The organism is Paenibacillus sp. FSL R5-0475 (assembly GCF_038004585.1).
Lineage (GTDB): Bacteria > Bacillota > Bacilli > Paenibacillales > Paenibacillaceae > Paenibacillus_AQ.
In genome coordinates this window covers 3,316,897-3,343,542 of record NZ_JBBORK010000001.1, presented here as the reverse complement: position 1 = coordinate 3,343,542, position 26,646 = coordinate 3,316,897, and the positions used below count along the sequence as shown (strand labels likewise).

Sequence of the window (26,646 nt, the reverse complement as noted above, 5' to 3'; positions counted from 1 at the left end):
TTAAATTGACTAAAGACAACAATCCTGAGCAGGCGCAGAATCAAGATCTAAACGAAAAAGCAGAGTTCCAGAATAGTGTAACTCGTGAATTTGTGGAAGATCATACAGGGACACCTAACGATAATGGGCCAGTTAATGAAAGTGTGGCTCGGTGTCAGATGATCAGAGCGGCCTTCCAAGGGTCTATTCTTCGGTTAATTCAGATACCGTAGATTTAAATGTTTCTACAAAAGCCTTAGCGGCTTTAGATAAATAACGTCCGCGTCGATAGGCTACGACAAGTGTTCGGCTAGGGGCAGGATCAGTGAGCGGTAAGTAGACAGGGACGAATTCACTCCGCGGTGCACGGGCAATAAAATGAGGCACAAGAGTTACACCCATTCCAGTGGCGACCAGTGACTGAACTGTTTCCATGTTATTGCTCTCAAAAACAATTTTTGGTTCGAAGCCAGCGTTTCGGCACAGATCCATAGTCATTTTACGGAAGCCTTGGCCTTCTTTAAGTACGATAAATGGCTCGTCCTTTAGTTCTTCCAAAGAGGTCTTAGTTCCATCTAAGCTACGTTTAGCTAGCGGGTGTTCGGGTGGGACTGCAAGATCGATCCTTTCCTCACCCAGTTCTTCGTAAGCAAGTGCCGGAATTTCGAGCGGCAATGAGAGCAGGCTTAAATCAGTCTGACCACTCGCAGTGAGCTTCTCTAGGTTCATGGAGGAGTCTTCGAGCAGAGTGATTTCTACTTCCGGGTAATTTTGTTTAAAAACCGGAAGCACATGCGGCAGTAAATGTGCACCAGTGATCGGCATACTGCCTACAACGACGCGCCCGGTACGCAGTTCAGAAATATCAGACATTTCTTGTCGCAGCAGTTCTACGCCATCAATGATGATTTGAGCTTGCTCTACGAATTTAGATCCAGCATAGGTCAGTTCAACAGAGCTGGTATTTCGCTGGAACAGCATTACACCGAGCTCTTTTTCCAGCTTGGAAAGCTGCTGACTGAGTGATGGTTGGGCAATGTGCAGCTTGTCCGCTGCACGGGAGAAGTTTTTTTCGGCTGCGATTTGCAGTACATATTGTAGTTGTCTCAGTTCCATGTATAAACTCCTTTGGGAGATTGTTTTTACTTATAAGTATAAACTATGAAACTGAAGTTTTATATAGGTTCACATGTAAGTTCGTGCACGAACGCACTGACCGGCAAATAGGAAGGGGTGGATTACCAGTATTCGCTGGAGTCCTTTATGTTTGCCGGTCTAATTTCGATGCTACGCTATTATGTCTTACTATACTTTGCGGGCTGGAGAGATGCTTTGAGGGTTGTTAAATATATTTCCCGGGTCATATTTAGCTTTGACTCTCCGTAATCTAGGATAGTTCGCTCCATAATATACTGGTCCGGAATTTTTAATTCCCTGGTCTGGAACGTTGATGTAGCTCCCCACGATAAATGGCTGCAGCTTCCGGCGTGTATTTCGTACTACGAATATATTTCTGGCAGCTTCCGATTTCTTGATCCATGAGCTATTCCACTCAACATAGAATTTCGCTTTACGCCAGTAAAAGGCTGTAGATTTGGGTGACTTACGGCTCACAGCTCCACCCCAGTTGAGGAAAAAGAAACCTGCGAATTCTCCCTCCACTTTCTCTAAGAATTCACGCATGGACTTAATTGCCTTGTCCGGGAAGGGTTTTCTTACGAAACCGCTGGAGAACTGGTTGCTGACTCTTTGAGTTAGCACTGGATCAGGCGCTAACATAAAACTCACTACTTTTGTATAGGGCAAAGAGCGGATGATTTGATTCGTAGGCGTTCCAACGCTCGTAACGGGCTTTAAGAGGCGGGAAGCCTCTGCCTTTGATCCGAGGAACAGCCCCGTCATAGTGACATTACCGCCTTTTTTCGGACCAATGGATAATTCACTGCCCAGTTTGGTATTAACGCAAGGAGCCCAGAGTTGCCAAGCTTTGAATACCTTCTCGAACTGATCCCAAGGCCAGGTGATACGAAAAACGGTAGCCGAAGCTGGAGCAGGACGTACTTTGAATTTGTAACTGGTGTAAACTCCGAAATTCCCCCCGCCACCTCCGCGGGAAGCCCAGAGGAGATCAGAGTTACTATTCTTATTGGCACGAATAATTTTCCCTTTGGCATCAACCATTTCGAGTTCGATTAGATTATCACTAACAAGGCCCACGGTTCGCTGGAGCGGTCCGATACCCCCGCCTAGGGTGATGCCTCCGATTCCAACCGTAGGGCTATCACCGAATGGAGCCATATATCCTTGCCCAGCAAGCGTGTGTGCAATTCTCCCCACTGTATTTCCGGTACCCACAAAAACAGTTCCTGATTTTTTATTTAGTTTGATTTTCTTCATTTCACTTACATCGATGACAATTCCTCCGGTGACCTGTGAAAGATTAACCTCCAGAGAATGTCTACCGCTTCTTGCGCGGATGGGGACTTTATTCTCGTTAGCCCATTTTATGGCGTTCGCAACATCTTGTGTTTTTTGTGCGAAAACAAACACTTTCGGGAATTTGTCAGTATGCGGATCCCAATTCTTACGTGCCGTTTCATACCCTTGATCACCTTTGAAAATTACTCGCCCGGTAAGTCTCGTTCCTGACCTCAATTGTTCCAACTCCTTCTGCGCTAACAAATGCACTGCATTTCAACAACCAGGACCCGATATAGTATGAAGGGCATTCGTCTAAGGAGTGGGCTGACTAGGGTCTCAGCAAAAAAATCATCTTCAATTTATAGGTTAAACCTATCACTTCTATAGATATCATATCTTGGAATTATAAAGATGGTGATGTTATATTTAGATCATTCAAGAGAGACTCCACGCTCTCTTCCAATGAACGATTCTATTAATGAGGTGAAATTATGAGCAACAAGACAATGTTTGAAAAGATTTGGGATAATCATGTTATTCATCAAGAGGAAGGTAAACCTAGCATTATTTATATCGATCTGCATTTGGTTCATGAAGTAACTTCTCCACAAGCTTTCGAAGGACTTCGCCTCAGTAACCGCAAGGTTCGCCGTCCTGAGCTGACTTTCGCTACAATGGATCACAACGTTCCTACCAAGGATCGTTTTAATATTAAAGATCCAATTTCCAAGCAGCAAATTGATACACTTTCTAAAAACTGTGCAGATTTTGGTGTTAGATTGTTCGACCTGAATGATATCGATCAAGGCGTTGTACACGTAATGGGACCTGAGATCGGCTTGACGCACCCTGGTAAAACTATCGTTTGCGGTGACAGCCATACCTCCACACATGGAGCATTTGGTGCGCTGGCTTTTGGTATCGGTACTAGTGAAGTTGAACATGTAATGGCTACCCAATGTTTGCAGCAATCCAAAGCTAAGACTATGGAAGTTCGTTTCACAGGTAAACGCAATCCTGGCGTAACAGCAAAGGATATGATCCTTGGTGTTATTGCTAAGTATGGTACTGATTTTGCAACAGGTTATGTAATTGAATACACAGGTGAAGCTATTCGTGAGCTGTCGATGGAAGAACGTATGACCGTCTGCAACATGTCGATCGAAGGTGGAGCAAGAGCAGGTTTGATCGCTCCTGACGAAACTACTTTTAACTATCTGCGTGGACGTCAATATGTGCCGCAAGGCGAAGCATATGACGCTGCTGTTGAAGGATGGAAGAGTCTTGTTAGTGACGAAGGTGCTCAGTATGATACGGTGGTTGAATTCGATGTGGAGACATTGATTCCACAAGTGACTTGGGGTACTAGCCCGGGCATGGGTACAGATATCAACTCTAGCGTGCCAAATCCGGCTGACTTTACCACTGAAAATGAACGCAAAGCTGCTGAAAAAGCGCTTGAATATATGGATTTGACTCCTGGAACTCCTATTTCTGAAATTCCAATTGATTATGTATTTATCGGTTCTTGTACTAACGGACGGATCGAAGATTTGAGAGCCGCAGCCGTGGTAGCAAAAGGCCATAAAGTCTCTGACAAGGTTACTGCCATTGTTGTTCCTGGATCTGGTCGTGTTAAAATGCAGGCTGAGAAGGAAGGGCTTGATAAAGTCTTTACTGACGCGGGCTTTGAATGGCGCGAAGCGGGATGCAGCATGTGTCTTGCGATGAACCCTGATGTACTGCAACCTGGGCAACGCTGTGCATCTACCTCGAACCGTAACTTTGAAGGACGTCAAGGTCGCGGTGGACGCACGCATCTGGTATCCCCAGCTATGGCTGCTGCAGCTGCGATAAAAGGCCGTTTCACTGATGTACGTGATTGGAACTATAAGACGGAAGCTGTCAGCTCATAGAACTAGAGAGAACACGGGAGGATAAAACTATGGATGCTTTTAAAAAATTAACAGGAATTGTTGCACCAGTAGATCGGGTGAATGTAGATACGGATGCTATTATCCCAAAGCAGTTCCTGAAACGGATTGAACGGACAGGATTTGGACAATTTTTGTTCTACGAATGGCGTTTTGATGAAGCTGGTAACGATAACGCTGCCTTTGAAATGAATAAGCCACGCTATAAAGGTGCTTCTGTCTTGATCTCACGTGCTAACTTTGGCTGTGGTTCCTCACGGGAACATGCACCTTGGGCGATTATGGATTATGGGTTCAGAGTTGTTATTGCACCTTCTTATGCAGATATCTTCTACAACAACTGCTTTAAGAATGGCATTTTGCCGATCAAGCTTTCGGAAGAGCAAGTGGATGAGCTATTTAATCGGACAGCCGAGCATGATGGCTACCAGTTGACCGTGGATCTTGAGAGCAATACACTTCACGATGAATTTGGACTGAGCATCAGCTTTGATCTGGATGAGCACCGTCGTCAGTTCTTGCTGCAAGGTCTGGATGATATCGGATTAACCCTTCAGCATGCAGATGAAATTGCTGCGTATGAAGAGCGTCATGCGGCTAAGTTATTCTCTTAATAATAGGATATAACTGGTTTCATTCTTAACTTTTACAAAAATTACGCAAAACTTCTATTTCCGGGTGTCGGAAATAGAAGTTTTTTTGCTATAATCGAAATATTGATTGGTGATAAAGGAAACATTTGGTGATTTCTGTCGTCTTAATACTTATCTAGATCTATTACTTGCAGAAGGAGCGGGAAAATGAGAAGAGTTGGGTATCGAACGTTGCTACTATTGTTGCTGCCATTATTATTACTATCATTCACTGGACGTGAAGCTGCCGCAGCTGGTAGCAGCTCAGGCAGAATTATTATGGACAATCAAGAGCTTGCTTTGCCAAAAGGAATTAAACTTGAGAATGTCAATGGTAGCGTTATGATTCCCGTCAGAGTGGTAGTGGAGAATCTTGGATTTGAGGTATTGTGGGAGCAGCAGGCCCGCAAAGTAACGGTTCACCAAGATGGAAAAAGCATTGAGCTGGCTGTAGGAAAAAAAACAGCTGATGCGGATGGAGTAACGTTTGATTTAAACGCAGCACCCAAGCAAAGCGGTGGTACAGTTCTCGTTCCGATTCGCTTCGTAAGTGAGCAGTTCGGTCTAAAGGTTGGCTGGGATAATAGCGATAAAACGGTCTATTTGACGGGTGGACAAGCTTCGGTGGCTACACCTGAGGGAACCGTTACTAGTCCAACAGCAACAAGTACTCCTTCTCCAACCCAGATTACTACACCCGGCGTGGATAATGGCACAAGCACTGGAAGTGTTTTGCCCTCACCGACACCACAATCATCCTCAGTACCAGGAAGCACTGGTGTGAATGCAGCAGGTCCGCTGGTAAATGGGGCAGCCTTCACTGAGAATCGATTAATCATCGCTGTTTCTGGGGCCCCTAAACCTAGCATCACAAAAATGAGCAGTCCAGATCGAATCGTCGTAGATTTTCCCGGTGCAGCTTTTGCTCCTGATTTCGTAGGAGGTCTACCGAGTATTACCACAAACGGAAGTCCGCAAGGGAAGCTGGATGTTACTGGTTACCCTCTAGTTTCTGAGATCCGGTATGCGTTGTTCAGTGTAAGTCCTTCTACTGTTAGGTTCGTGATTCAAACGGTCGGGAGCCAGCCTTATCAATTAAGTACGGATGAAAGTACTGGACTGGTGACACTGGATTTGAATGTTACAGGCAGTGAAGGGAACCCCTCAGGTGGTAGTGGAATGACAGGAAAGCCAGTTGTAGTTCTCGACGCGGGTCATGGAGGGACACAATCAGGAGCAGTCAGTCTCACGGGTAAGCTGGAAAAAGACTTCAATCTGGCAGTTATCCGTAAAGTACAAACACTACTTATGCAGGAAGCTTTGGTTGACGTCGTATTTACTAGGACTGAAGACATTACGTTGGGTCTTCAGGATCGAGTAAATATCGCAGAAGCAGCAAAGGCTAATCTATTTATTTCAGTGCATGGGAATTCACTAGAGTTGGGTTATCCGAATAGAGACAAAATAAATGGCAGTGAAACGTACTATTCGCGTAGTGGGAGTCTGCCGCTTGCTCAGGTCATGCACAAACATCTGATAGCAGGTACTGGATTCAAGGACAACGGAGTAAGAACGAAGAGCCTGCATGTTACAAGAGAAACCAGTATGCCGGCAGTACTTCTAGAAGTGGGGTATCTTACTAATTCAGGAAATGAATCAGGGATGTATAGTGAGCAGCTTCAAGACAAATTAGCGAGAGAAATTGTAGCCGGTATTAAGGAATATCTAGGACTTTAATGCTTAATGTTGGTGAGATTTCTCAATTTTTATGGAATATATTCGCAACCTTTATAGATTATTAGCGTCTAATAGAGGTCTGAGGTTGACGTAGACAGGCCATCACGATCGCCATTCACAGGCGAATACTAGATTTAGAGGTGAAGAATGAAGAAATTCAGTTTGATGTTGTTTTTGTTGCTCTTAGTATTTGTTTTGCCTGAGAACGGACATGCTGCTGCCGGGAATAGCAAGATTTTTCTGGACGGCAAGGAGCTGACCGCAGGGCAAAATGTCCCGGTTGAGAATGTGAATGATACAATCATGGTGCCGTTAAGGTTGATCTCTGAAAGCCTTGGATATAACGTGGGTTGGGATCAGAAGAGCAAGACGGTAACGATTGAACAGCAAGGAAAGGTCATCAAATTGGTTGTGAATCAAAAGATAGCCTCAGTTGATGACAAGACAGTAACACTTACCACAGCACCTATCCTTCGTAGTAATACGACACTTGTACCGATTCGGTTCATTAGTGAACAGTTTGGATTAAATGTCTCGTGGGACAACGTGAAGAAGAGTGTGTATCTTATTACCCCAGGATCCTCAAATGATAACGGCAGTTCAGGTGGAAATACTGAAAATGGTGGATCTGAGGTTGTACCGCCGGTAGATCCTTCAAAGAATTTAACGATGGTAAATGGTGTGAGCTTTAGCGAAAATCGTTTGAGCATTGCCATGGAGGGTAATTCAGTACCGAAAGTGACAGTGATGACTGGGCCGGATCGGTTAGTTGTTGATTTACCTAATACCACCTTCTCAGACCTATTTGGCACAGGACAGATCCTTGATCCTGACCTAAACGGTAGCTTGGAAGTGAAAGATTATCCCGATGTATCAGGAGTACGTTACTCCCTTTATAGCACGAATCCTTATACAGTACGTTTTGTAATCGATTTGAACTATGCTAAGAATTACAACGTTAGCGTAACTGGAGACGATTCTAAGCTGGTTGTAATCGATCTAAATGCGGAAAGCACTGATGATACTACTACACAACCAGGAAATAATGGCAGAAAGCTAGTAGTATTAGATGCAGGGCATGGGGCTAAAGATTCTGGAGCAGTGGGTGTTACAGGTAAATACGAGAAGAATTTTAATTTGGCCATCGTACTTAAGACAGCTGAATTGCTGAAAAAAGAAAGTAATATTGACGTCGTGTTAACACGAAGTAATGATACTTTCTTGGAGCTTAAAGAAAGAGCAGCTATGGCGAATAATTTAAAAGCTGATATCTTCATATCTGTACACGCCAATAGCTCAGGTTCCTCATCAGCTAGTGGAACAGAAACGTATTATCAACGGGAAGCCAGTAAAGCATTGGCGAACGTGATGCATAAATATCTTGTTCAAGCTACAGGGCTTAGCGATCGCGGTGTACGTTATGGGAATTTCCATGTTATCCGTGAAACGAAAATGCCTGCAGTATTACTTGAAGTGGGATACCTTAGCAACAAAAAAGATGAAGCATTGCTCTTTACAGATGCACTTCAAAACAAAGTTGCGGCTTCAATAGTGAGTGGGATTAAGGAATATTTGGGTATAAAATAACAGACCAGTGGCAGACGAGCGCCGCAAAGTCAGCTTTCTGCTTTTATTTTAAAAGGCAAGAAGTGGTTTTGCGGTACCTGTCTGCCCGTATTCATCTAGAGGAGGCGTTTATTAATGATGAAACAAAAATGGAGTACAATTGGGATCGCTACACTGCTTCTGCTAGTGATTGCTGGCTGTGGAGACAAGCCTACTGCGGCTCCAGCAAATGGTGTGGAGCAAGATACTTCAAATGTTGTAAGTGGTGCGGGGGAAAGTACACCGGCTCCAAGCGATGAACCAGGAAATGAAGTGACTAGCACTCCGCAACCGACAGCAGATAATAGCAACACAGAAACTCAGGCAACTGCAAAGCCAGTAGCAGATGAGAAGCAAAAACAGAGCCAGAGTATCGATGCATATTATACGGATTCACAAGTTATGGATCTGATTCCTGCTAAGACTAGCATTAGCTTCTCTGACGATGTTGAGAAATATACAGAGACGTTCAAAGCATTGCAAAGCAACGAGAATACTGACCTTGTATCGTTATGGAGCAAGATTGAACTGAAATCGTTAAAGTTTGTTGATGGTCAAATTGTGATGGATCTTCATAAACCGGATGAAGCACAGCTGGGTGCTGGTGGGGAGTCCTTAGCGATTTCATCACTTGCCAAAACCTATTTTCAATTTGAAGAAGTAAAAAGCATCGAAGTTTTGGTGGATGGTGAAAAGGTTGAAAGCTTGATGGGTCATGTTGACCTAATGCATCCTATGACTAGAGATAATAGCTAATTGTTATTACAACAAAGGATAAAAGCATCTAACTGACGAATTTTAAATTATACTATTTATTTGAGTCATAGAGAGGGGAATAATCTATTGTCCGCGCAAAAAAGGTCAAAACGACCATTGAAGGCTTATTCTACGAAAGCAGTATCGGCTGTTATGGCTGGAACCATGATTTTTAGTGGCGCAAGCGCAGTGTTTGCAGACACAGCTGCTACGACAGCAGCAACAACCACTACACAATCTGTAGGGATTTTTAGCGATGTGAAGACAGGCTTCTGGGCTGAAAAGCATATTTATAAATTAGCATCACAAGGAATTGTGGTTGGAAATAATGGTTTATTTCGCCCGGGAGATTCTGTAACTCAGCAGGAAGCCGTGCTTATGGCATTACGTTTTATGAAGTTGCAGGATAAAGTGGATACTTCTTCAGCTGTGGCCTTGCCTACTGATTTTAAGGTTTCAAATTATTACAAAGATTATGTTGTTCTAGCTTTCCAGCAAGGTCTTTTGGACAAAACTACGGAAATGTCTCCTGATAATTTGAAAACTTCATGGGGTGAACGTAAAGCATCCCGAGAATGGATTGCTGAACTGTTAATTCGTGCACTAGGAAAAAGTGCAGATGCAACTGTAGCAGCTAGCAAACCGACAGGCTTTGCAGACGATTCTAAAGTTTCTGCGAACAAAAGAGGGTACATCAACGTTGCTGTTGATCTAAAATTAGCCAATGGTCTTGACGGTAATCGCTTTGATCCACAAGGGGCTGTGACCCGTGCTCAGCTGGCGACCTTTTTCAGTCGGGCAGAAGCCCATAATACACTTGAGTATGATAACACTTACACAGGAACAATTAGTCAATTGAAAGACGGGAAACTGACCGTGTTTAATAACGGAAAGTCTTCTACATATACCCTGGGAGCGAGCACCGCTTATTACACAAGCGCTTCTGAAAGTAGAATAAATCTAAGTGATATCCAACCTTACACAAAGGTTACTGTAATTGGAGCGACATATAATGCAGCTTATGTTGAAGTGACTGACCCTACACAACAAGTGGAGAGTCTTTCCGGAAGCTTCGCAATGGTAGCACCTGGTAATAAGCTATGGCTGAAATCAGCTACTGGGTTCACTGAATATTACTACGATGAAACGACTACCTTTGTAGACGCAAGTGGGACTCCAATTGAACCTGCTTCGCTGGTAGCAGACAGTGTAGTTACTTTGCAACGTGAGACTTACAGTGGATCACACAGAGTGGTCAATGTTCAAGTGACTTCAGGGGTAGTTAACAAAACGACAACAGGAACCATTCAAAGTATAGATCTAACTGGAAAAAGAATTACTTTTAAAAATGCTGCTGGTACGGTAGAAACCTTTAAATGGGAAGATGGAACTTCATTATTCACTTATCAAGCATCCGTATTGCAGCCTGCAGAATTGAAGACAGGTTCTGCTGTTAAATATACGGTTAAAGAAAATGTGATACGGTCTGTAGAAGTGACAGAAGGTGTTGAACGGACAGTTCAAGGTGTACTTACAGAACTGACCAGTTCAACTGTTGTTTATAAAAAAGAAGATGGAACTCGTGAAGTCAAACTCCTGGCAACAAAACCATCAATTGTTATTCCGAACATGAATAGCGCTGTGGCCGATGATCTTATAGCTGACACAGTAGGTGGGGACAAAATTCAGCTTACGCTGAACAGCAGTGATCAAGTCATAAAGATTGAAGTGTTAAGCCGTCAAATTGAGCAGTATAGTGGAGCGACGGTTATTGATTATAATACTAAAACTCAGCTGTTGACAGTTATGGATACCAATAAAAAGGCGCATGTCGTTCAGTTGGATGAAAAAACAAAACTGTTAATTGAAGGTGCACTTCCTAACTTAACTAATATCGGTACGAAACTTATTGAGAACCGTAAAGTAAATGTAAAAGCTATAGGACAACGGGCTTTATCGTTGGAAATTGTCACAAAGTATGAAGGAACCTTGACGGCTGTTAATACTTCCTCGAGAACTATTGTATTGAAGCTTAATGATGGGCAAACTTTAACGATGCCTTATCCACAATTAATTGATCTCTTTGGTAAGAATAGTCCAACTTTAAGTGATGTTCCTGTAGGTAGTAATGTGACAGCCTCACTGACAACTGGCCAGGACATTATTGCAGTACTGAAAGTGAAGACAGCTTTACAAGTTGAAGCAGCAACTGTTAATGCCGGAACCAATCGTTTGAGTGTTAAATGGAGCGGTGGAACAAGTGAGATCAATACTGCTGTACTTCCAATAACAAATGAAGCTGGCGAGAGCATTAAGCTGACAGCTGTGAAATCGGGAGATTTTCTTAATGTGACTTTTGATGGAAGCACTCCGCTTGCTATTCAGCTAGTTAAGCTTACAACGGGTCAGATTAGTTCAGTCGATGCTGCAGCGAATAGTTTGGTTGTAAAAGAGTATGCTGGAGCGGCACAAAACTTTGCTGTAAGCGGTGGGGTTAGAATCATACGTGATGGCGCCACAACAACTGCTCTTAGTAACTTAACAACAGCGGACAGAGTGGAGATTCGTAAAGACACGGATGGAGCGACAGTCATTCGTGTGTTACCACAGTTAACTCGTTCATTCTCTCGCTATGACAGTACGACGAACTCATTGGTGACTAAGAGAGCTAATCTGAACGATAAGTATCAGTTCACTCTTGCTTCAAATGTATATATTCATCAAGGAGATACGACATTGTCCGTGCAATCTCTGAAAGAAAATGATAATATTATAATGTATTTCAATAATGATATCGTGGTTGAAATTGTGAAACAATAGTAGCAATGGTGGATTTCTGAGTGAATCACCGTCTTGACACAGGAGCTTTGCCTGCGTCAAGACGTTTTTTTTGAAATATAAGAAAGTATAAGAGTTGTATTTTCTTGAAATGTATGAAACCATACGTTATAATACAGACTTTGCTTATATTTCTTTACATTAGAGATGACACGCTCATGTGAGTTTTAATGAGCGTAATCGCTCCGTGGAGGGGACACTATGAAAGTTGCAGAGGTCCGCCACATTTTGGATACGATTGGAGACTTGTTCCCTGATGCTCATTGCGAGCTAAATCACAGTAACGCTTTTGAATTAACGATAGCGGTACTGTTATCAGCCCAATGTACGGATGCAACGGTGAACAAAGTGACCGTGGACCTGTTCCAAAAGTACAAAGCCCCCATCGATTATATTTCTGTACCGCTGGAGGAATTGGAGGGGGATATCCGGCGCATCGGCCTATATCGTAACAAAGCTAAGCATATCCAAAGCCTATGCTCTATACTCATAGAACAGTATGGTGGCGAGGTGCCTGAGGCTCATGACTTGCTTGTAACTTTACCCGGTGTAGGTCGTAAAACTGCAAATGTAGTAGTATCCAATGCTTTTGGAGTTCCTGCCATTGCAGTGGACACGCATGTGGAGAGGGTTGCTAAACGACTTGCATTAGCAGGCTGGAAAGATTCTGTGCTGGAAGTGGAAAAGAAGCTGATGAAGGCTGTGCCACGTGACGAATGGACGATCACTCATCACCGGCTTATCTTTTTCGGACGATATCACTGCAAGGCACAGAACCCAAAATGTCAAGTTTGCCCGCTCCTTGATGTATGTCGAGAGGGCAAAAAACGTATGAAAACAGCTGTTGTCAGGAAAGCTAAAGATCATACGCCAAAAAGTTAGAGTTGAAGAAGAGGATGGGATAGAGATGAAATGCATTTCTGTATACACAGATAATTTTGAAGTGTTCTCGGATATTTTTGATCGCGTAGTGGAAAGCCCACTCGAAGAGAACGAAGAGCAAGAAGTAGAAGGTATCACGATCAGTCATTCCGGTGACGTTCCTGAACACTATTTTGAGCGTATGTCAGTGAAACCTGAGGTTGTTGTAATGAGAGATAAATCTCGTGGTTTGACTATTCTGCAACACGGAAAAGTATTCGAAATTCTGTTGCCTGTTTCGGAAACTGCATAAATTTAGAAGTGATAAAAGGAGTCGGCCCTAGGGTTGGCTCCTTTTTTGCTTCTTACTTTTCTAGCGAAAAAGCAGAAAGATGTTTGAATAACCTCATTTCGTAAGAGATGATAGGTTATTTTGTAAGTAGTGTGTATTTAATTTGTATCAAACTGGTGATAAACTGTAATTATTATTTATAAAAAAGGTTCTGCGTGACATCACAGAAATTACACCTGTATAAACATTGAATAAGCATAAACGTCTTCGGCGTCCTTATAAGGACGGTAAGCGTTTAAGCGAGAAATATAAGGATAATGTGAAACTTTTACTTTCTTATATTTTAAAAATGAGTCTGATTTCGTATTATTGAATGGGTTATATTCAAAGCATGATTAGATGGTAACAGTGGAGGTGGAGAGTCAGTGAGAGCGGAACAGGTTAGAATCGAGAAAGAGACATTAAGTGAAACGGCATCGCTGCTTTTCCAGTTGCGTGGATTAATGCATCGCTGGGGTGATGAAGGCTCTGAACGTATATATGAAGATTTACAACGTAAAGAGGGTGGGAATGAACTGACCCTTGCTTTTTGCGGACATTTTTCGGCAGGAAAATCCAGTATGATCAATCTTCTTTGCGGCAGTTCAGTGCTGCCTTCTGGACCTGTGCCGACTAGTGCGAATATTGTCTCTATACGCAGTGGAGTTCCACGAGTGCTTATTTATCCTAGAGTTGAAGGAAGTAAAAATGATCCTGCTCCTATAGAGACAACTCCAGAAAAATTACAAGAATACTGTCGAAATGGTGGTGAATATTCCGCAATTGAAGTGTGGAATGAGATACCACTGCTAGGCAAGGATGGCGTACTATTGGATACACCTGGTGTTGATTCGACGGATGATGGTCATCAGGCGGCCACCCGCTCTGCGCTGCATTTAGCTGATGTCGTATTTTATGTAATGGATTATAACCATGTACAGTCAGAGAATAATTTGGCCTTTGCTAAAAATCTTAGTGATTGGGGTAAACCTTTGTATCTGATTGTTAATCAGATCGACAAGCACAGGGAACAAGAGATTTCCATTGAGGAATATAAACGTCAACTTGAAAATGCTTTTGAACAATGGGGGATTCATTGTGCGGGAATTCTATTCACCTCTCTCAAAAAGAAAGAGCATCCTCTTAATCATTGGGATCATCTACTCAGCCTTATAACCGAACTGTTGGAACAAAAGGAGCAACTGCTTCAATATAGCTTGTCTCGTTCTATTCATCATACAGCGGATTCTTCTCTAACTGCATTCCGTGAAGATCAGCAGGAGGAAAGAGCAGCTCTCCTTGAAGAACTAGAAGGTACGAATGCAGAGACAGTGACGAATGAACTGAAGTCACTCGAAGAAGAGAAGGAACGACTTGAGGCGTTGCCTCAGCAGTCACGAGCGAGTTTGCGAACTGGCCTAGACACCTTACTTAATAATGCTAATCTAATGCCTGCAGATGTAAGAGAGGCGTCGGGAAGCTATATGGAAAGTGCTAGCCCTACGTTTCGATTAGGGTTATTCTCTACGGCTGCACGGCGGGAGAAGGAACAAAGTAAACGACTGGCAGTCTGGCAAGGACTGTTGACCCGAGAGGTTTCCGCTCAGCTGGAATGGCATTTGATTCAGCTGGTACGTGATTGGGCGGAGAATCTCGGGCTGTGGGAGGAGGAGGCGGAGACGACTCTGAAGCAAGGGTTCCCGGCGGTGAGCCAGGAGTGGCTGGCGGCTGCAGTTAAGCCGGGAACGGGGTATAGCGGCGAGGCGCTGCTCAATTTCTGCCGCACACTTGCGGCTGATATTAAGAGCCAGTTCCGCCGTGCCGCGTTAGCGGTGAGCGATGTGCTGTTAGCGAAGCTGCCGCCGCTCATGGAGGAGCAGCGTGCCGTACTCCAGCGCCGCGAACAGGCTCTTGCGCGGCAGGCGCGCGCCGTTGACGCGCTAGCCGCGCTGGACCGCGCGGCAGCTGCCCGCGCGCACGAGCTCGCGGCGCTGCTGCCACCGCGCCGGCCCCTCACCCCCGGCATCCTGCCGGAGGTGAGGGTAACCCCGCGAGCGGCTGCGCAGAGCGCCGCACCGCGGGAGGTCCAGCCGCCGCAAAACGTCGCGGCTGGAAGTGCCGCCGCCGCAAATTGGGCGGCGGGAACGGCTTCGCCGGCGGGCGGACGCCGCCGGCTATCGGCAGCCGCTGACGCGCTGGCGGCTGCGGCAGAGCTGCTGCGCCGCGAGCCAGCGATGGCATCGGCGGCGCGGAGTCTGGCCGCACGGGCGGAGGATCTCGCCGGCGGCCGCTTTACCCTCGCGCTGTTCGGTGCATTCAGCGCGGGTAAGTCCTCTTTCGCCAACGCTTTGCTCGGCGAAGAAGTACTGCCCGTGTCTCCACATCCCGCCACGGCTGCGGTCAACCGCATATTGGCGCCGGAAGGTGACTTCCGCCATGCCAGCGCGGTTGTCACAATGAAGACCATGGCAGATTTCTGGGATGACATCTGCCATTCCTTCAGTGTGCTGCAACTAGGAGAACCACAGCAAAACTCATGGACAACAGTTCTAGCAAGCTTGCCTGCAAGGGGAGTTCATCCTTCTGCGTTGCCACATTCTGGATTTCTAAGGGCAGCAGCGGCTGGCTGGGCAGAAGCTGAGCCCTTGCTGGGAACGGTGCGAACGGTTGATTTAGAAGAATACCGAGGCCTTGTAGCAGAGGAGACCCGAGCCTGTTTTGTGCAGGGGATTGATTTGTATTATGCCTGTCCATTGACCGAAAGCGGAATTGTACTCGTGGATACACCAGGAGCCGACTCATTGCATGCTCGTCATACAGGCGTAACCTTTAATTACATGAAAAACGCAGACGCGATTTGTTTTGTTACCTATTACAACCACGCCTTTTCAAAAGCAGATCGAGGTCTGCTTGCGCAGCTAGGCCGAATTAAAGATAGCTTTGCACTTGATAAAATGTTCTTTATTATCAACGCTTCTGATCTTGCTTCAGGCGAAGATGAATTGGAAGAGGTACGAGAACATGTTGCTCAAAATTTACGTGCAGGCGGCTTACGCTCGCCGAGAATTTATGCACTCTCTAGCTTGCTTGCTCTGGAAGGCAAAACCCAGCATGATTATGCACGCTATGAGGCTTCCCGTTTCCATCATTTTGAGCAAGCCTTATCAAACTTTGCGGGAGATGAACTTCCTCAACTTTCACTTAACGCAGCTGCAGAGAGCATCGCATCTGTTCGCCGCAGGGCGGCAGAGTGGCAGAATCTCGCTTCTATGGCGGCAAACGAGCGTGAAGCAGGATTAAAAGAAATGCAAGAACGTCGTCAGCTAGCTATGAAGAGACTTTCCCTATTGGAGACCGAAGAACGTCCTAGCAGAGATCTTGTTCATGAAGGTGAGGAACTGATCTATCATGTCTGTCAACGAATCAGCTTCTCCTTCACCAGAAATTTTCAGGAATCTTTCCACCCCTCATTATTACGTGAGGACGCAGGAAATTTAAAAGCTATCTTCGCTGCGTGTGGTGCAGAGCTGATGCGTACCACTAAGCGTGAATTGGAGCAAGAGCTATGGGCGACAACGCTGCGACTAGAAAGTACTGGGCGTAGACTTGTTCATGAAGCGGCTGAAGCGGCTGCTACTGAGCTGTTTTTCTCTACTCAAGAGTTTCATCTGATGGAGAATGAAGAAGCAGCATGGCCTTCTCCTAGTGAGCTGGAATGCCAGCTTCAGTCCGTGGAATGGCCAACCTTATGGGGACATTTCAAATCCCCTCGCTATTTCTTTGAAGGCGCTGGCCGGGAGCAAGTCAAAGGTGCGGCTGAGCCTCTTGTGAAAGAAGCTGTTAATGTTGCGGCGGCAGAGCAGAAGAAAAAATTGCTTGCGCATTATGTCGATTGCATAGCCAGAGAATTAAAGGTTGCTGCAGAACGCCTACAAGAAGGGTTAGCGGAGCAAGAGAAAGCGATGTTAGATCTCCTTAAAGGGGGTGAATCCGCAGATCATTGGGGTCAATTAGGTCACCAATTATCTCTCTTGGAACAATCTTTCGTTGATAGATTAGACAAAAATCTTTGAAATTTGTAGGAAATTGTCGAAGAACACTTGCAATCTGGCGTATGATGGATGAAAATAAAGAAGCCTGAAAATATACAATGAAACTGTTTTGTTTTCAGAAATTTATGGAAACGAGATAGTCAATTTGCCGAAAGAGGTTGAAATCGACAATGTGGGGAGCTCCTTTTTCAGCTCAAAGCCGCAAGCTGCTGCTACTGGGCAGCGGGGAACTGGGTAAGGAAGTCATAATCGAAGCTCAACGTCTTGGCGTAGAGACCGTAGCTGTAGACCGTTATAGCGATGCACCAGCGATGGGTGTAGCTCATCGTTCACATGTTATTGATATGCTGGATGCAGAGGCGCTTAAAACGCTTATTCGCTCAGAAAAACCGGATGTTATTGTTCCGGAGATTGAAGCAATCGCTACTCATGCTCTTCAAGAGCTTGAAGAGGAAGGTTTCTTCGTTGTTCCGACCGCACGAGCGGCTCGTCTGACCATGGACAGAGAAGGCATTCGCCGACTTGCTGCTGAAGAACTTGGATTGCCAACAGCGGATTATCGTTTTGCAGATAGTCTGGAAGAACTGCATCAAGCCGTTGCAGAACTAGGCACTCCTTGTGTCATCAAGCCGATTATGAGTTCTTCCGGCAAAGGTCAGAGTGTTTGCAAAAGACCGGAGGATGCGGAAGAATGCTGGAACACTGCTTTGGATGGAGCGAGAGCTAAAGGCACTCGTGTTATCGTAGAGGCATTCGTTACCTTTGAAAGCGAGATTACACTTTTAACGGTGCGGTCCGTGTCTGGCACGATATTTTGTCCACCTATTGGGCATATTCAGAAGGACGGGGATTATGTCGAATCATGGCAGCCTCACTTTATGAAGGCGGAACTTCTGGATGAAGCTCAGTCTATTGCCAAGGCAGTTACCGATCAGCTCGGAGGTTTTGGTATTTTTGGAGTGGAGCTTTTCTTGACGGATCGAGGCGTATTGTTTAGTGAAGTGTCCCCTAGACCTCATGATACGGGGATGGTAACGATGGCAACGCAGGATTTATCTCAATTTGCAGTGCATGTCAGAGCTATTCTTGGTTTTCCAGTCCAGTCAGTACAATTACTGACACCAGGTGCCTCAGCTACGCTGAAGGCTGAAGGAGAAGGACGAGCTTTTGTTGTGACCGGAATTGGTGAAGCTTTGGATCTACCTAGGACTCAGGTTCGGGTGTTTGGTAAACCAGAAGTCCGTCCAGGGCGGCGGATGGCTGTAGCGTTAAGTGCGGCGGAAAATGTGGAAATCGCGCGGACGGTAGCCAAGCAGGCAGCGTCTATGCTAAAAGTGGAGGTAAATGAGGATGAACAGTAGTACCATGGCACCTGTACTGGAAATTCGCAAATGCGGCTTGAATGATCTGGAGAGAGTGACAGCGCTTCTGCGTGAATTCGGCTATCCAACAACGCTTAGCGTGATGAAAGAGAGACTTGAAAGCATGGAGAATAACCATCTCCAATGCACGCTTGTTGCAGAACTAAACAATGAAGTTGTGGGAATGGTCGGTCTTAGACAGGTAATCTCGTATTACAAACAGACAGATTGTATCACTGAGATTACTGCACTTATCGTATCAGAAGAACTCAGAGGAAATGGACTCGGTAAAAGACTTGTGGCCGCAGCTGAAGAATGGGCACGTGAGCAAGGTTGCTGTCAGCTCTTCTTGAGAAGTGGTAACCGCGTAGAACGCGCACCGGCACATGCTTTTTATCGTCATCTAGGTTTCGAAAAGACAGCAGGCTATCGCTTTAACAAAGCGTTGCTATAATACTTATAGGTTCCGATCATCCCCATCCCAGCTACGGCGGGATGGTTTTTTTTGCTCAAAATCTATTTAAATAACTTAACCATAGATGGAATAGTTTGAATCATATAGAATGAATTTTATGACAGCTAAATAAATCGTGTCCAAAGAGGGATGAGAAATGTACAAGTTAATTCTTGCTGAAGATGAAGAAGATGTAAGGGAAGGGGTCATCAGTCAGATTGATTGGGAGCACTATGGCTTCGAAATTGTAGAACAGGCGGAGAATGGACGAGAGGCAGCGGATGCGATAGATCGTTTACTCCCGGATGTAGTTGTGACTGATATTCAAATGCCTTTTATGAACGGGCTGCAGCTGGCGGAATGGATTCGCGAGCGGCATCCTAATACCAAGATCATTATTCTGACAGGGTATGATGAATTTGAATATGCACAGAAGGCGATTAAACTGCAAATCGATGAGTATATTTTGAAACCGTTTTCTTCACAGGAGCTGATTGATGTTCTGCTAAAGGTCAGAGCCACTATAGAGGCTGAAATCGCAGAGAAGGAGAATGTTTTTGTACTCAGTGAGCATTATCGGAAAAGTCTGCCTGTGCTGCGTGAGCAGTTTTTATCTTCACTAGTTTCACGCAAGTTACGAATGAATGAAATAGACGAGAAAAGTTCGGAATACGGAATAGATCTACATGGAAAATGGTTCCAAGCCTCGGTAATTAGTGTGGATTATATTCGTCCAGAGCGGGAAACGGTTAGCCTTACCGCAGGTAAGCAAATTTCTTTGCGAGATACGGGAGAGAGAAATTTACAGCTCTTCGCTGTGCTGAATATTGCAGAAGAATTATGTAATAAGCATAATTTTGGCAGGGTGTTTATCCATCGTGATGAGGTAGTGCTTCTTTCCATTTGTGATGCAGGAGAAGAAACTGAAATTACGGGGAAGACTTTTGAAATTCTAGAAGAAATCCGCCACAATGTGCAGCGGTTTCTTAAGCTAACGGTAACCGCTGGTTCTGGAACGGTTTGTCACTCGCCTGCTATGCTATTTAACTCCTTTGGAGATGCCATGCAAGCGTTAGATTATCGTCTCATTCTTGGCAATAACAGAGTCATTTGGATCGAGGATGTGGAGTCACGTTCGAATACACTCTTGGCCTATGATGAATTGACCCAGCAGTCCTTAATCCGAACGATTAAGATGGGAACCGTACAGGAGCTTAAGGAGGTCGTGGAGGAGTTATTTGGCGGATTGAATGCTGAGCAGGTATCTACTCAGGATTATCAGATTTTTTTGCTGGAGATTATTACATCCATCCTGCGTGTAGCCAAAGAGTCCGGTAGTGATGCTGCTAAGTTCGTTGGATCTGGCATTTCCTCATTAACTGAGATGAATAAATTCAATAGTATGAGTGAAGCCAAGCAATGGATTATTACGATCTGCAGCCGGCTAATGGACTCTATTGCCTTAGAACGCCAATCTAGCTATAAGCTGCTCATTGATGAAGCTAAAGATTACATCCGTAGCCATTATGAGGAATCGGATATTTCTATCGGAAAGGTCTGTCAGCATTTACATATCAGTACGGGTTATTTTAGCAGTATTTTTAAGAAGGAAATGAAGATGACTTTCGTTAGTTATCTCTTGCAAATCCGATTAGAGGCAGCGAAGGAACTTTTACGCTCCACGGAACTGAAGGCTTTTGAAATCGCCGAGAAAATTGGCTTTGCTGATCCTAACTATTTCAGCTTTTGCTTCCGTAAAAAATATGGTCAGTCTCCCAAAGAGTATAAAAATAGCTCCAGAGGAGGGTAGTTATGCGGCAAGAAAAGCCATATTCTTTTCGACTGCGGCCGCAGCATCCAACAGGGGGGAAACGCCGGTTGTCCTCTAAGCTGCGTAGTATTCAAGTAACGATTACGCTCACTTTTACATCCGTTGCCGTTCTTGTAGCCGTCGTTGTCAGCCTTATGCTGTATAACAAGTTTGCGAAGACAGCAGAAGAGAATGCCAATATGAATATGCAGCAGATTATTGAGCAAGTGAACTACAATTTGGAGCTTTATGTAAAAGGAATGCGAAATATTTTTGAAACTGCAGAAGATCAAATTACGAATAGTCCCTCCGTGGACTCTGCTTTACTGATGGAAAGAATGGCCATGTTAATGGGAAGTAGAGAGGATCTGGTTTCTGCTGCGGTTTTTACACCACAGGGGAAATACGTCGTGGGTACAGCAGGACAGAAGTTGCGCAGCAACACACAGTTAGAAACCCAGAGCTGGTTTACAACGGCCAAAAGAACATCTGAGATCTCCTATTCAGCGCCCCATATTCAGAACTTGTTTAAAGGTCAATATATTTGGGTTGTGTCGATCAGTAAACTCATTCAATATCAGGAAAATGGAGTCCTAAAAACGGGTATCCTCCTGATGGATTTTAACTTTCGCACCATAGATGAGCTGAGTAAGCAGGTTAAGCTTGGTAAAAGAGGATACGCTTACATCCTCGATCAGTTAGGCAACATCGTGTATCATCCGCAGCAGCAGCTTATTTATGCTGGTTTAAAGTATGAGAATGTGGAGCCGGTATTGGAATATGCTTATCGTAGCTATTTGGATGAGTCTACAGGTGAAAAACGATTTATTACAGTACGTACGTTAGAACAAACCGGGTGGAAAATAGTAGGTGTTGCTTATTATGACGAGATCGTGACCACCAAGCGTGATCTGAACAACTTTTTATCCTGGTTCTTAGCGGTAGTTATTTTATGTGTAATTATCGTATCTGTCTTTTTGTCTGCGCGAATTGCCCGCCCGATCCGTAAGCTGGAACGGACACTTCAGCAGGTAGGAGAAGGGGATCTTAATACTCGAATCGATGTGAGTGGCGCCTATGAGGTAGAACAGTTGTCTAAACGCTTTAACCTCATGCTACAGCGTATCCGTCAATTGATGGATCAAATTATTTATGAACAAGAGACGAAACGTAAGGGTGAGCTTGAAGTTCTGCAATCCCAGATTAATCCACACTTTTTGTACAATACTTTGAACTCTGTGATCCGGCTTGCTGAGCGTGGTAAGACGGAGGAGGTCGTTACAATGATTCAATCTTTATCTAAGTTTTTCCGAATTAGTCTAAGCAAAGGGAATAATATGATTACCGTGCAGGAAGAGCTTGATCATATTCGTCATTATCTCGTCATTCAGAGCTTTCGTTTTAAAAATAAATTCCGCTACGAGATCATTGCACAAGATGAAGTACTGCAGTGTCAGACGATTAAGCTGATTTTGCAGCCGATTGTAGAGAATGCCTTGTATCACGGAATAGAAATGATGCCTGATGAAGGCTTTATCTCTATCCAAGCAGAACTGAAGGACAATCTTGTCATTATAAGGATTAGTGATAATGGATTAGGAATGTCCAAGGAGACTATGAAGGTTATTTTGACAGGCGGCAGTAAGAGTATGAGTGGTTCCGGGGTAGGCGTAAGAAATGTGAACGAGCGTATTGAGTTGTACTATGGCCGTGAATATGGACTTTCTTTTGAAAGTGAAATTGAAGAAGGCACTACGGTTATCCTTATCTTCCCGGCACTAGCAAAAGGCGAAGGCAATGAAGGGCTTAAGGAGGATGAGACATCGTCATGAAAACCTTTCGTTTTTGGCTAACCTTGTTAATGTGTGCGGTGTTATGGACTACAGTTACCTCTTGTTTTAATTCAGCGCCCAATTACATTAACACAAATAAGACCCGTAATATTCATCTTATTGTGAAAATGAACAGGGGCGATTACTGGAATACGGTTAAATTGGGAGCAGAAGCTGCAGCGCAGGAATTCAACGTCAAACTAACCTTCAAAGCTCCGGACTCCGAGAGTGACATCACAGAACAGGTGAAAATGGTGCAGGACTCCATAAAAGAAAAAGCAGACGTGATTATTTTAGCTGCAAGTAGTTACATGGGGCTTGCTCAGGTTGTAGATCAGGCGGCTTATTCCAAAATCCCTGTCATATCCGTAGATGCGGAAGTAGGTTCAGCAAGAGTAAGGACATATATTGGCTCGAACGGCTATGAAGCGGGTCAAAAATCTGCAGAAAGATTGATCAAGCTGTTAAAAGGATACGGCGAGGTTGGCATTATTAACTTCACCAATTCAACGCAGAGTGAGAAGCTGGAGTCTTCTAACGGCATTGAGTATGGTGCAAGAGATGCGGAGGAGCGGGAGAAGGGATTTTTAAATTACACTGCACGTTATCCGAATATACAAGTGGTTGAGATTTCATACACGACCTCCAGTATTAAGGATGCAGAAGATCTTACACAACTGATGCTGCTGAAGCATCCGAATCTTCGGGGAATCGCGAGCCTGAATGAGACTGCTTCACAGGGGGCGGCAATGGCTATCCAAAGTCGGGGGCTGCAAAATATAAAAATGGTAGCCTTTGATAGCTCTCCTTCCATGATGGAATTGCTGCAGGACGGTACTGTTCAAGCAACAGTGATCCAAAATCCTTTTAGCAACGGGTATTTGGCTGTAAAACATGCCGTTGAAGTGATCGAAGGAATCGATGTACCAGAACGCGTCGATACAGGAACAAAGTTAATTGATTTGGACAATATGCTGTGGCCAGAGAATCAAAAGCTGTTATTTCCGTTTGTTAGATAGAAGCTGATTTAAAATAGGCGCCGAAGGCGTTTATGCTTATACGTTTCGTGTAACGGATACCATCCTTGAATGGGGCGGTATTCGTTTTTTATTTTAGAATATAAGAAAGTATAAATTTTTAATGAAAATCATCCTTATATTTCTTCTTGGGTTCATTAGAATTTTTATAGTAATGAGTAGGATTTTATATTCGCAAGCGTTTTCAGGTGAGGCATAATATGGATGTACCCGAGACGATCAGGGGCAAACAAAAAAAGAAGTATAAATAGGAGGTCAATGAATAATGAAAAAAATCACTTCCGTTCTATTAGCTAGTGCTTTGCTGGGTGCTGCTCTGACAGGCTGTGGTGGCAACAACAAAACTACAGATAGTGCTACAGACAAGGCAACTAACGCTCCAAAGACTGAGAACTCGGGCACTACAACAGAAACGCCTAAAGTTGGGGTCGCCATTTACAAATTTGACGATACTTTTATGACAGGTGTTCGTAACGCTATCGATAGTGCTGCTAAAGGCATCGCTACAGTAGATATCGTAGATAGCCAAAATTCACAACCCACACAAAATGACAAGGTTGACTTATTCATCACTAAAAAATATAACGGGATGCTGATTAACCCAGTTGACCGTACAGCTGCTGGCGTCATTATCGAAAAAGCAAAAACAGCAAATATTCCAGTGGTATTCCTTAACCGCGAACCGCTTCCTGAAGATATGAAGAAATGGGATAAAGTTTATTATGTAGGTGCGAAAGCAGAAGAGTCCGGTACAATGTCCGGTCAACTGATTGTTGACTACTGGAAAGCACATCCTGAAGCGGATAAGAACGGCGACGGTGTTCTCCAATATGTAATGCTGAAAGGTGAACCAGGACACCAAGATGCTGAGCTTCGTACTACTTACTCTATTCAAGCTATCGAAGATGCAGGAATCAAGGTAGAGAAACTGGCTGAAGATACAGCAATGTGGGATCGCGTAAAAGGACAAGAAAAAATGGCAGCATTCCTTGGCTCCCACGGCGACAAAATTGAAGCGGTTCTTGCTAACAACGATGATATGGCCCTCGGTGCAATCGAAGCTCTGAAAGCTTCCGGCTACTTTACGGGTGACAAATTCATGCCGGTAGTAGGTGTGGATGCAACGGCTCCTGCGATTCAAGCGCTGGAAGATGGAACAATGCTTGGTACAGTGCTGAATGATGCGAATAACCAAGGTAAGGCTGCCATCACAGTTGCTGCTCTGCTTGCTAAAGGCGAAACGCCTTCGAAAGATAATGTAGGCTTTGATATCACTGACAACCAATACGTATGGATTTCCTACAAAAAGATTACGAAAGACAACATAGCTGACGCTAAGTAATTAACCTCGGCTACAGAGTTACTCATGATCATATGACAGCACGGGGAGCGGATAACCGCTCCTCGGTATTTCTTTTAGGCAGGGAACAGGATGGAACCGCTGTGCCTCTCATAAAAAAGAAAAAAAGCGTAGGGGGCGTAACAACATGGAAAAAGCTGAGTTTTTGCTGGAAATGAACAACATTACTAAAGAATTCCCCGGCGTTAAAGCGCTGGACGATGTTAGTTTAAAAGTAAGACCGGGTTCGGTGCATGCACTTATGGGTGAGAATGGTGCAGGTAAGTCCACACTTATGAAATGTCTTTTTGGTATTTATTCACCGGATGCCGGTGAGATCTTTTTGGATGGTGAGAAGGCTTCTATCAGCAGTTCAAATGATGCGTTAAAAAGTGGTATTTCGATGATTCACCAGGAGTTGCATCCCGTGCCGTTCCGAAGTGTTATGGAGAATATCTGGCTAGGACGTTTTCCAACGAAGGGAATCGGACCGATTCAGTTTATTGACCATAAGAAAATGTTCACTGACACGGAAAATTTGTTTAAAGATCTGGATATCGACCTGAATCCCGAAACATTAGTGGGTAAGCTTTCCGTATCCAAAATCCAATCCATTGAAATTGCGAAGGCTGTCTCTTTTCACTCCCGAGTTATTGTAATGGATGAACCCACTTCTTCCTTAACCAGTGTGGAGGTGGAACATTTATTCAGGATCATACGGGATCTCAGAAGTAGAGGCGTAGCTATTATCTATATATCTCACAAAATGGAAGAGATTCTCGCAATCTCTGACGAAGTTACTATTATGCGTGACGGTAAAAAAATCGGAACCTGGCCAGCGGCGGAATTAACTACAGATATTATCATTTCAAAAATGGTGGGCCGCGATTTGACCAGCCGTTTCCCTGAACGCTTCAACGTACCTGGTGAAGTATACATGAAAGTGGAAGGCTTAACCTCTCCGGAGGAAAGATCTTTTAAAGATGTGTCTTTCGAATTAAGACGTGGAGAGGTCCTTGGTGTTGGGGGTCTGGTAGGTGCCCAGAGAACTGAAGTAATTGAGGCGTTGTTCGGTTTGCGAGCCTTGAAATCCGGAACGATCTCTATTAAAGGCAAGGTTGTTACTATCAATTCTCCGAAAGATGCTAAGAAACACGGAATGGCTTTGCTTACCGAAGAGCGTCGTGTAACCGGTATCTTCCCAGTTTTATCTGTCCATGAGAATGGTGCGATTGCTAATCTCCATCGTTACCAAAAACCGTACCTCTTGCTGAATAGCAAGAAGAAAAAAGTTGAAGTAGATAAAATGATTGAAAAATTACGAACTAAAACACCTACAACCAAAACGTTAATCATGAATCTTTCTGGTGGTAATCAGCAAAAGGTGCTACTCGCCAGATGGCTGCTTACTGAGCCCGAAATCCTGCTTCTGGACGAGCCGACCCGTGGTATCGACGTAGGGGCTAAATTCGAGATTTACTCCATAATTGCCGACTTGGCCCAGCAAGGGAAGAGTATCATTATGATCTCCTCTGAAATGCCGGAGCTGCTCGGAATGTCTGACCGTGTAATGGTCATGTCGGAAGGACGGCTTACAGGAATATTAGAAGGCGAGCAAGCTACGGAAACCGAAGTTATGCGTCTCGCTGCACAGCATTAAGGAGTAC

General features: G+C 44.4%; 19 protein-coding genes. 17 read left to right on the top strand and 2 right to left on the bottom strand.

The window, feature by feature from the left end; translation table 11 throughout:
* Window positions 1-5 precede the first annotated feature (5 nt).
* On the top strand, window positions 6-212 hold the full coding sequence (locus MKX41_RS14970; RefSeq protein WP_076284589.1) for a hypothetical protein: 207 nt from the start codon (window positions 6-8) through the stop codon (window positions 210-212).
* On the opposite strand, the gene MKX41_RS14965 is transcribed toward MKX41_RS14970, so the two are convergent.
* The gene (locus MKX41_RS14965) at window positions 184-1,095 is read right to left on the bottom strand and encodes a LysR family transcriptional regulator (protein WP_076284590.1); all 912 of its coding nucleotides are present in this window, start codon (window positions 1,093-1,095) and stop codon (window positions 184-186) included. The two genes, MKX41_RS14970 and MKX41_RS14965, sit on opposite strands and share 29 nt — an antisense overlap.
* A 189-nt stretch (window positions 1,096-1,284) precedes the next feature.
* The gene (locus MKX41_RS14960; protein ID WP_340971511.1) at window positions 1,285-2,634 is read right to left on the bottom strand and encodes an FAD-binding oxidoreductase; all 1,350 of its coding nucleotides are present in this window, start codon (window positions 2,632-2,634) and stop codon (window positions 1,285-1,287) included.
* Window positions 2,635-2,891: 257 nt separating this feature from the next.
* On the opposite strand from MKX41_RS14960, the gene leuC reads away from it, so the two are divergent.
* The 16 genes from leuC to MKX41_RS14880 all read left to right on the top strand — a co-directional run bounded on the left by leuC (window position 2,892) and on the right by MKX41_RS14880 (window position 26,639).
* On the top strand, window positions 2,892-4,316 hold the full coding sequence (leuC, locus tag MKX41_RS14955) for a 3-isopropylmalate dehydratase large subunit (protein ID WP_042190084.1): 1,425 nt from the start codon (window positions 2,892-2,894) through the stop codon (window positions 4,314-4,316).
* A gap of 29 nt (window positions 4,317-4,345) precedes the next feature.
* Complete coding sequence (gene leuD, locus MKX41_RS14950) at window positions 4,346-4,948, top strand: 3-isopropylmalate dehydratase small subunit (RefSeq protein WP_042190082.1); 603 nt, start codon at window positions 4,346-4,348, stop codon at window positions 4,946-4,948.
* 186 nt (window positions 4,949-5,134) lie between these two features.
* Window positions 5,135-6,703, top strand: coding sequence for an N-acetylmuramoyl-L-alanine amidase family protein (locus tag MKX41_RS14945; protein ID WP_340971508.1), 1,569 nt, complete (start codon window positions 5,135-5,137; stop codon window positions 6,701-6,703).
* A gap of 147 nt (window positions 6,704-6,850) precedes the next feature.
* Entirely contained in the window at window positions 6,851-8,290 is a 1,440-nt protein-coding gene (locus MKX41_RS14940) for an N-acetylmuramoyl-L-alanine amidase family protein (protein WP_340971506.1), read from the top strand.
* A 114-nt stretch (window positions 8,291-8,404) separates the two neighbouring features.
* On the top strand, window positions 8,405-9,064 hold the full coding sequence (locus MKX41_RS14935) for a GerMN domain-containing protein (protein ID WP_340971504.1): 660 nt from the start codon (window positions 8,405-8,407) through the stop codon (window positions 9,062-9,064).
* Window positions 9,065-9,151: 87 nt separating this feature from the next.
* Window positions 9,152-11,884, top strand: coding sequence for an S-layer homology domain-containing protein (locus tag MKX41_RS14930; protein WP_340971502.1), 2,733 nt, complete (start codon window positions 9,152-9,154; stop codon window positions 11,882-11,884).
* A gap of 219 nt (window positions 11,885-12,103) precedes the next feature.
* Window positions 12,104-12,784 carry an endonuclease III gene (gene nth / locus MKX41_RS14925; RefSeq protein WP_042190074.1) on the top strand — a complete coding sequence of 227 codons (681 nt, stop codon included), beginning with the start codon at window positions 12,104-12,106 and terminating at the stop codon, window positions 12,782-12,784.
* Window positions 12,785-12,809: 25 nt separating this feature from the next.
* On the top strand, window positions 12,810-13,076 hold the full coding sequence (locus MKX41_RS14920; RefSeq protein ID WP_042129455.1) for a hypothetical protein: 267 nt from the start codon (window positions 12,810-12,812) through the stop codon (window positions 13,074-13,076).
* A 404-nt stretch (window positions 13,077-13,480) separates the two neighbouring features.
* Window positions 13,481-17,167, top strand: a complete 3,687-nt coding sequence (locus MKX41_RS14915; protein WP_340971497.1) for a dynamin family protein — start codon at window positions 13,481-13,483, stop codon at window positions 17,165-17,167.
* Between the two features lie 149 nt (window positions 17,168-17,316).
* Window positions 17,317-18,507 (top strand): formate-dependent phosphoribosylglycinamide formyltransferase, encoded by a 1,191-nt coding sequence (gene purT, locus MKX41_RS14910; protein WP_042190070.1) that lies wholly within the window; start codon window positions 17,317-17,319, stop codon window positions 18,505-18,507.
* Entirely contained in the window at window positions 18,497-18,961 is a 465-nt protein-coding gene (locus tag MKX41_RS14905) for a GNAT family N-acetyltransferase (protein WP_231573317.1), read from the top strand. Before purT ends, MKX41_RS14905 begins: the two co-directional genes overlap by 11 nt.
* A gap of 157 nt (window positions 18,962-19,118) precedes the next feature.
* Window positions 19,119-20,771, top strand: a complete 1,653-nt coding sequence (locus MKX41_RS14900) for a response regulator (protein WP_339266128.1) — start codon at window positions 19,119-19,121, stop codon at window positions 20,769-20,771.
* 2 nt (window positions 20,772-20,773) lie between these two features.
* On the top strand, window positions 20,774-22,603 hold the full coding sequence (locus MKX41_RS14895; protein WP_340971494.1) for a sensor histidine kinase: 1,830 nt from the start codon (window positions 20,774-20,776) through the stop codon (window positions 22,601-22,603).
* A complete protein-coding gene (locus MKX41_RS14890; RefSeq protein ID WP_076284597.1) occupies window positions 22,600-23,622 on the top strand; it encodes a substrate-binding domain-containing protein in 1,023 nt (340 codons plus the stop codon). Before MKX41_RS14895 ends, MKX41_RS14890 begins: the two co-directional genes overlap by 4 nt.
* A gap of 283 nt (window positions 23,623-23,905) precedes the next feature.
* The gene (locus MKX41_RS14885; protein WP_143764073.1) at window positions 23,906-24,982 is read left to right on the top strand and encodes a galactose ABC transporter substrate-binding protein; all 1,077 of its coding nucleotides are present in this window, start codon (window positions 23,906-23,908) and stop codon (window positions 24,980-24,982) included.
* A gap of 145 nt (window positions 24,983-25,127) precedes the next feature.
* Window positions 25,128-26,639, top strand: a complete 1,512-nt coding sequence (locus MKX41_RS14880) for a sugar ABC transporter ATP-binding protein (RefSeq protein WP_076284598.1) — start codon at window positions 25,128-25,130, stop codon at window positions 26,637-26,639.
* The last annotated feature ends 7 nt before the right edge of the window (window positions 26,640-26,646 follow it).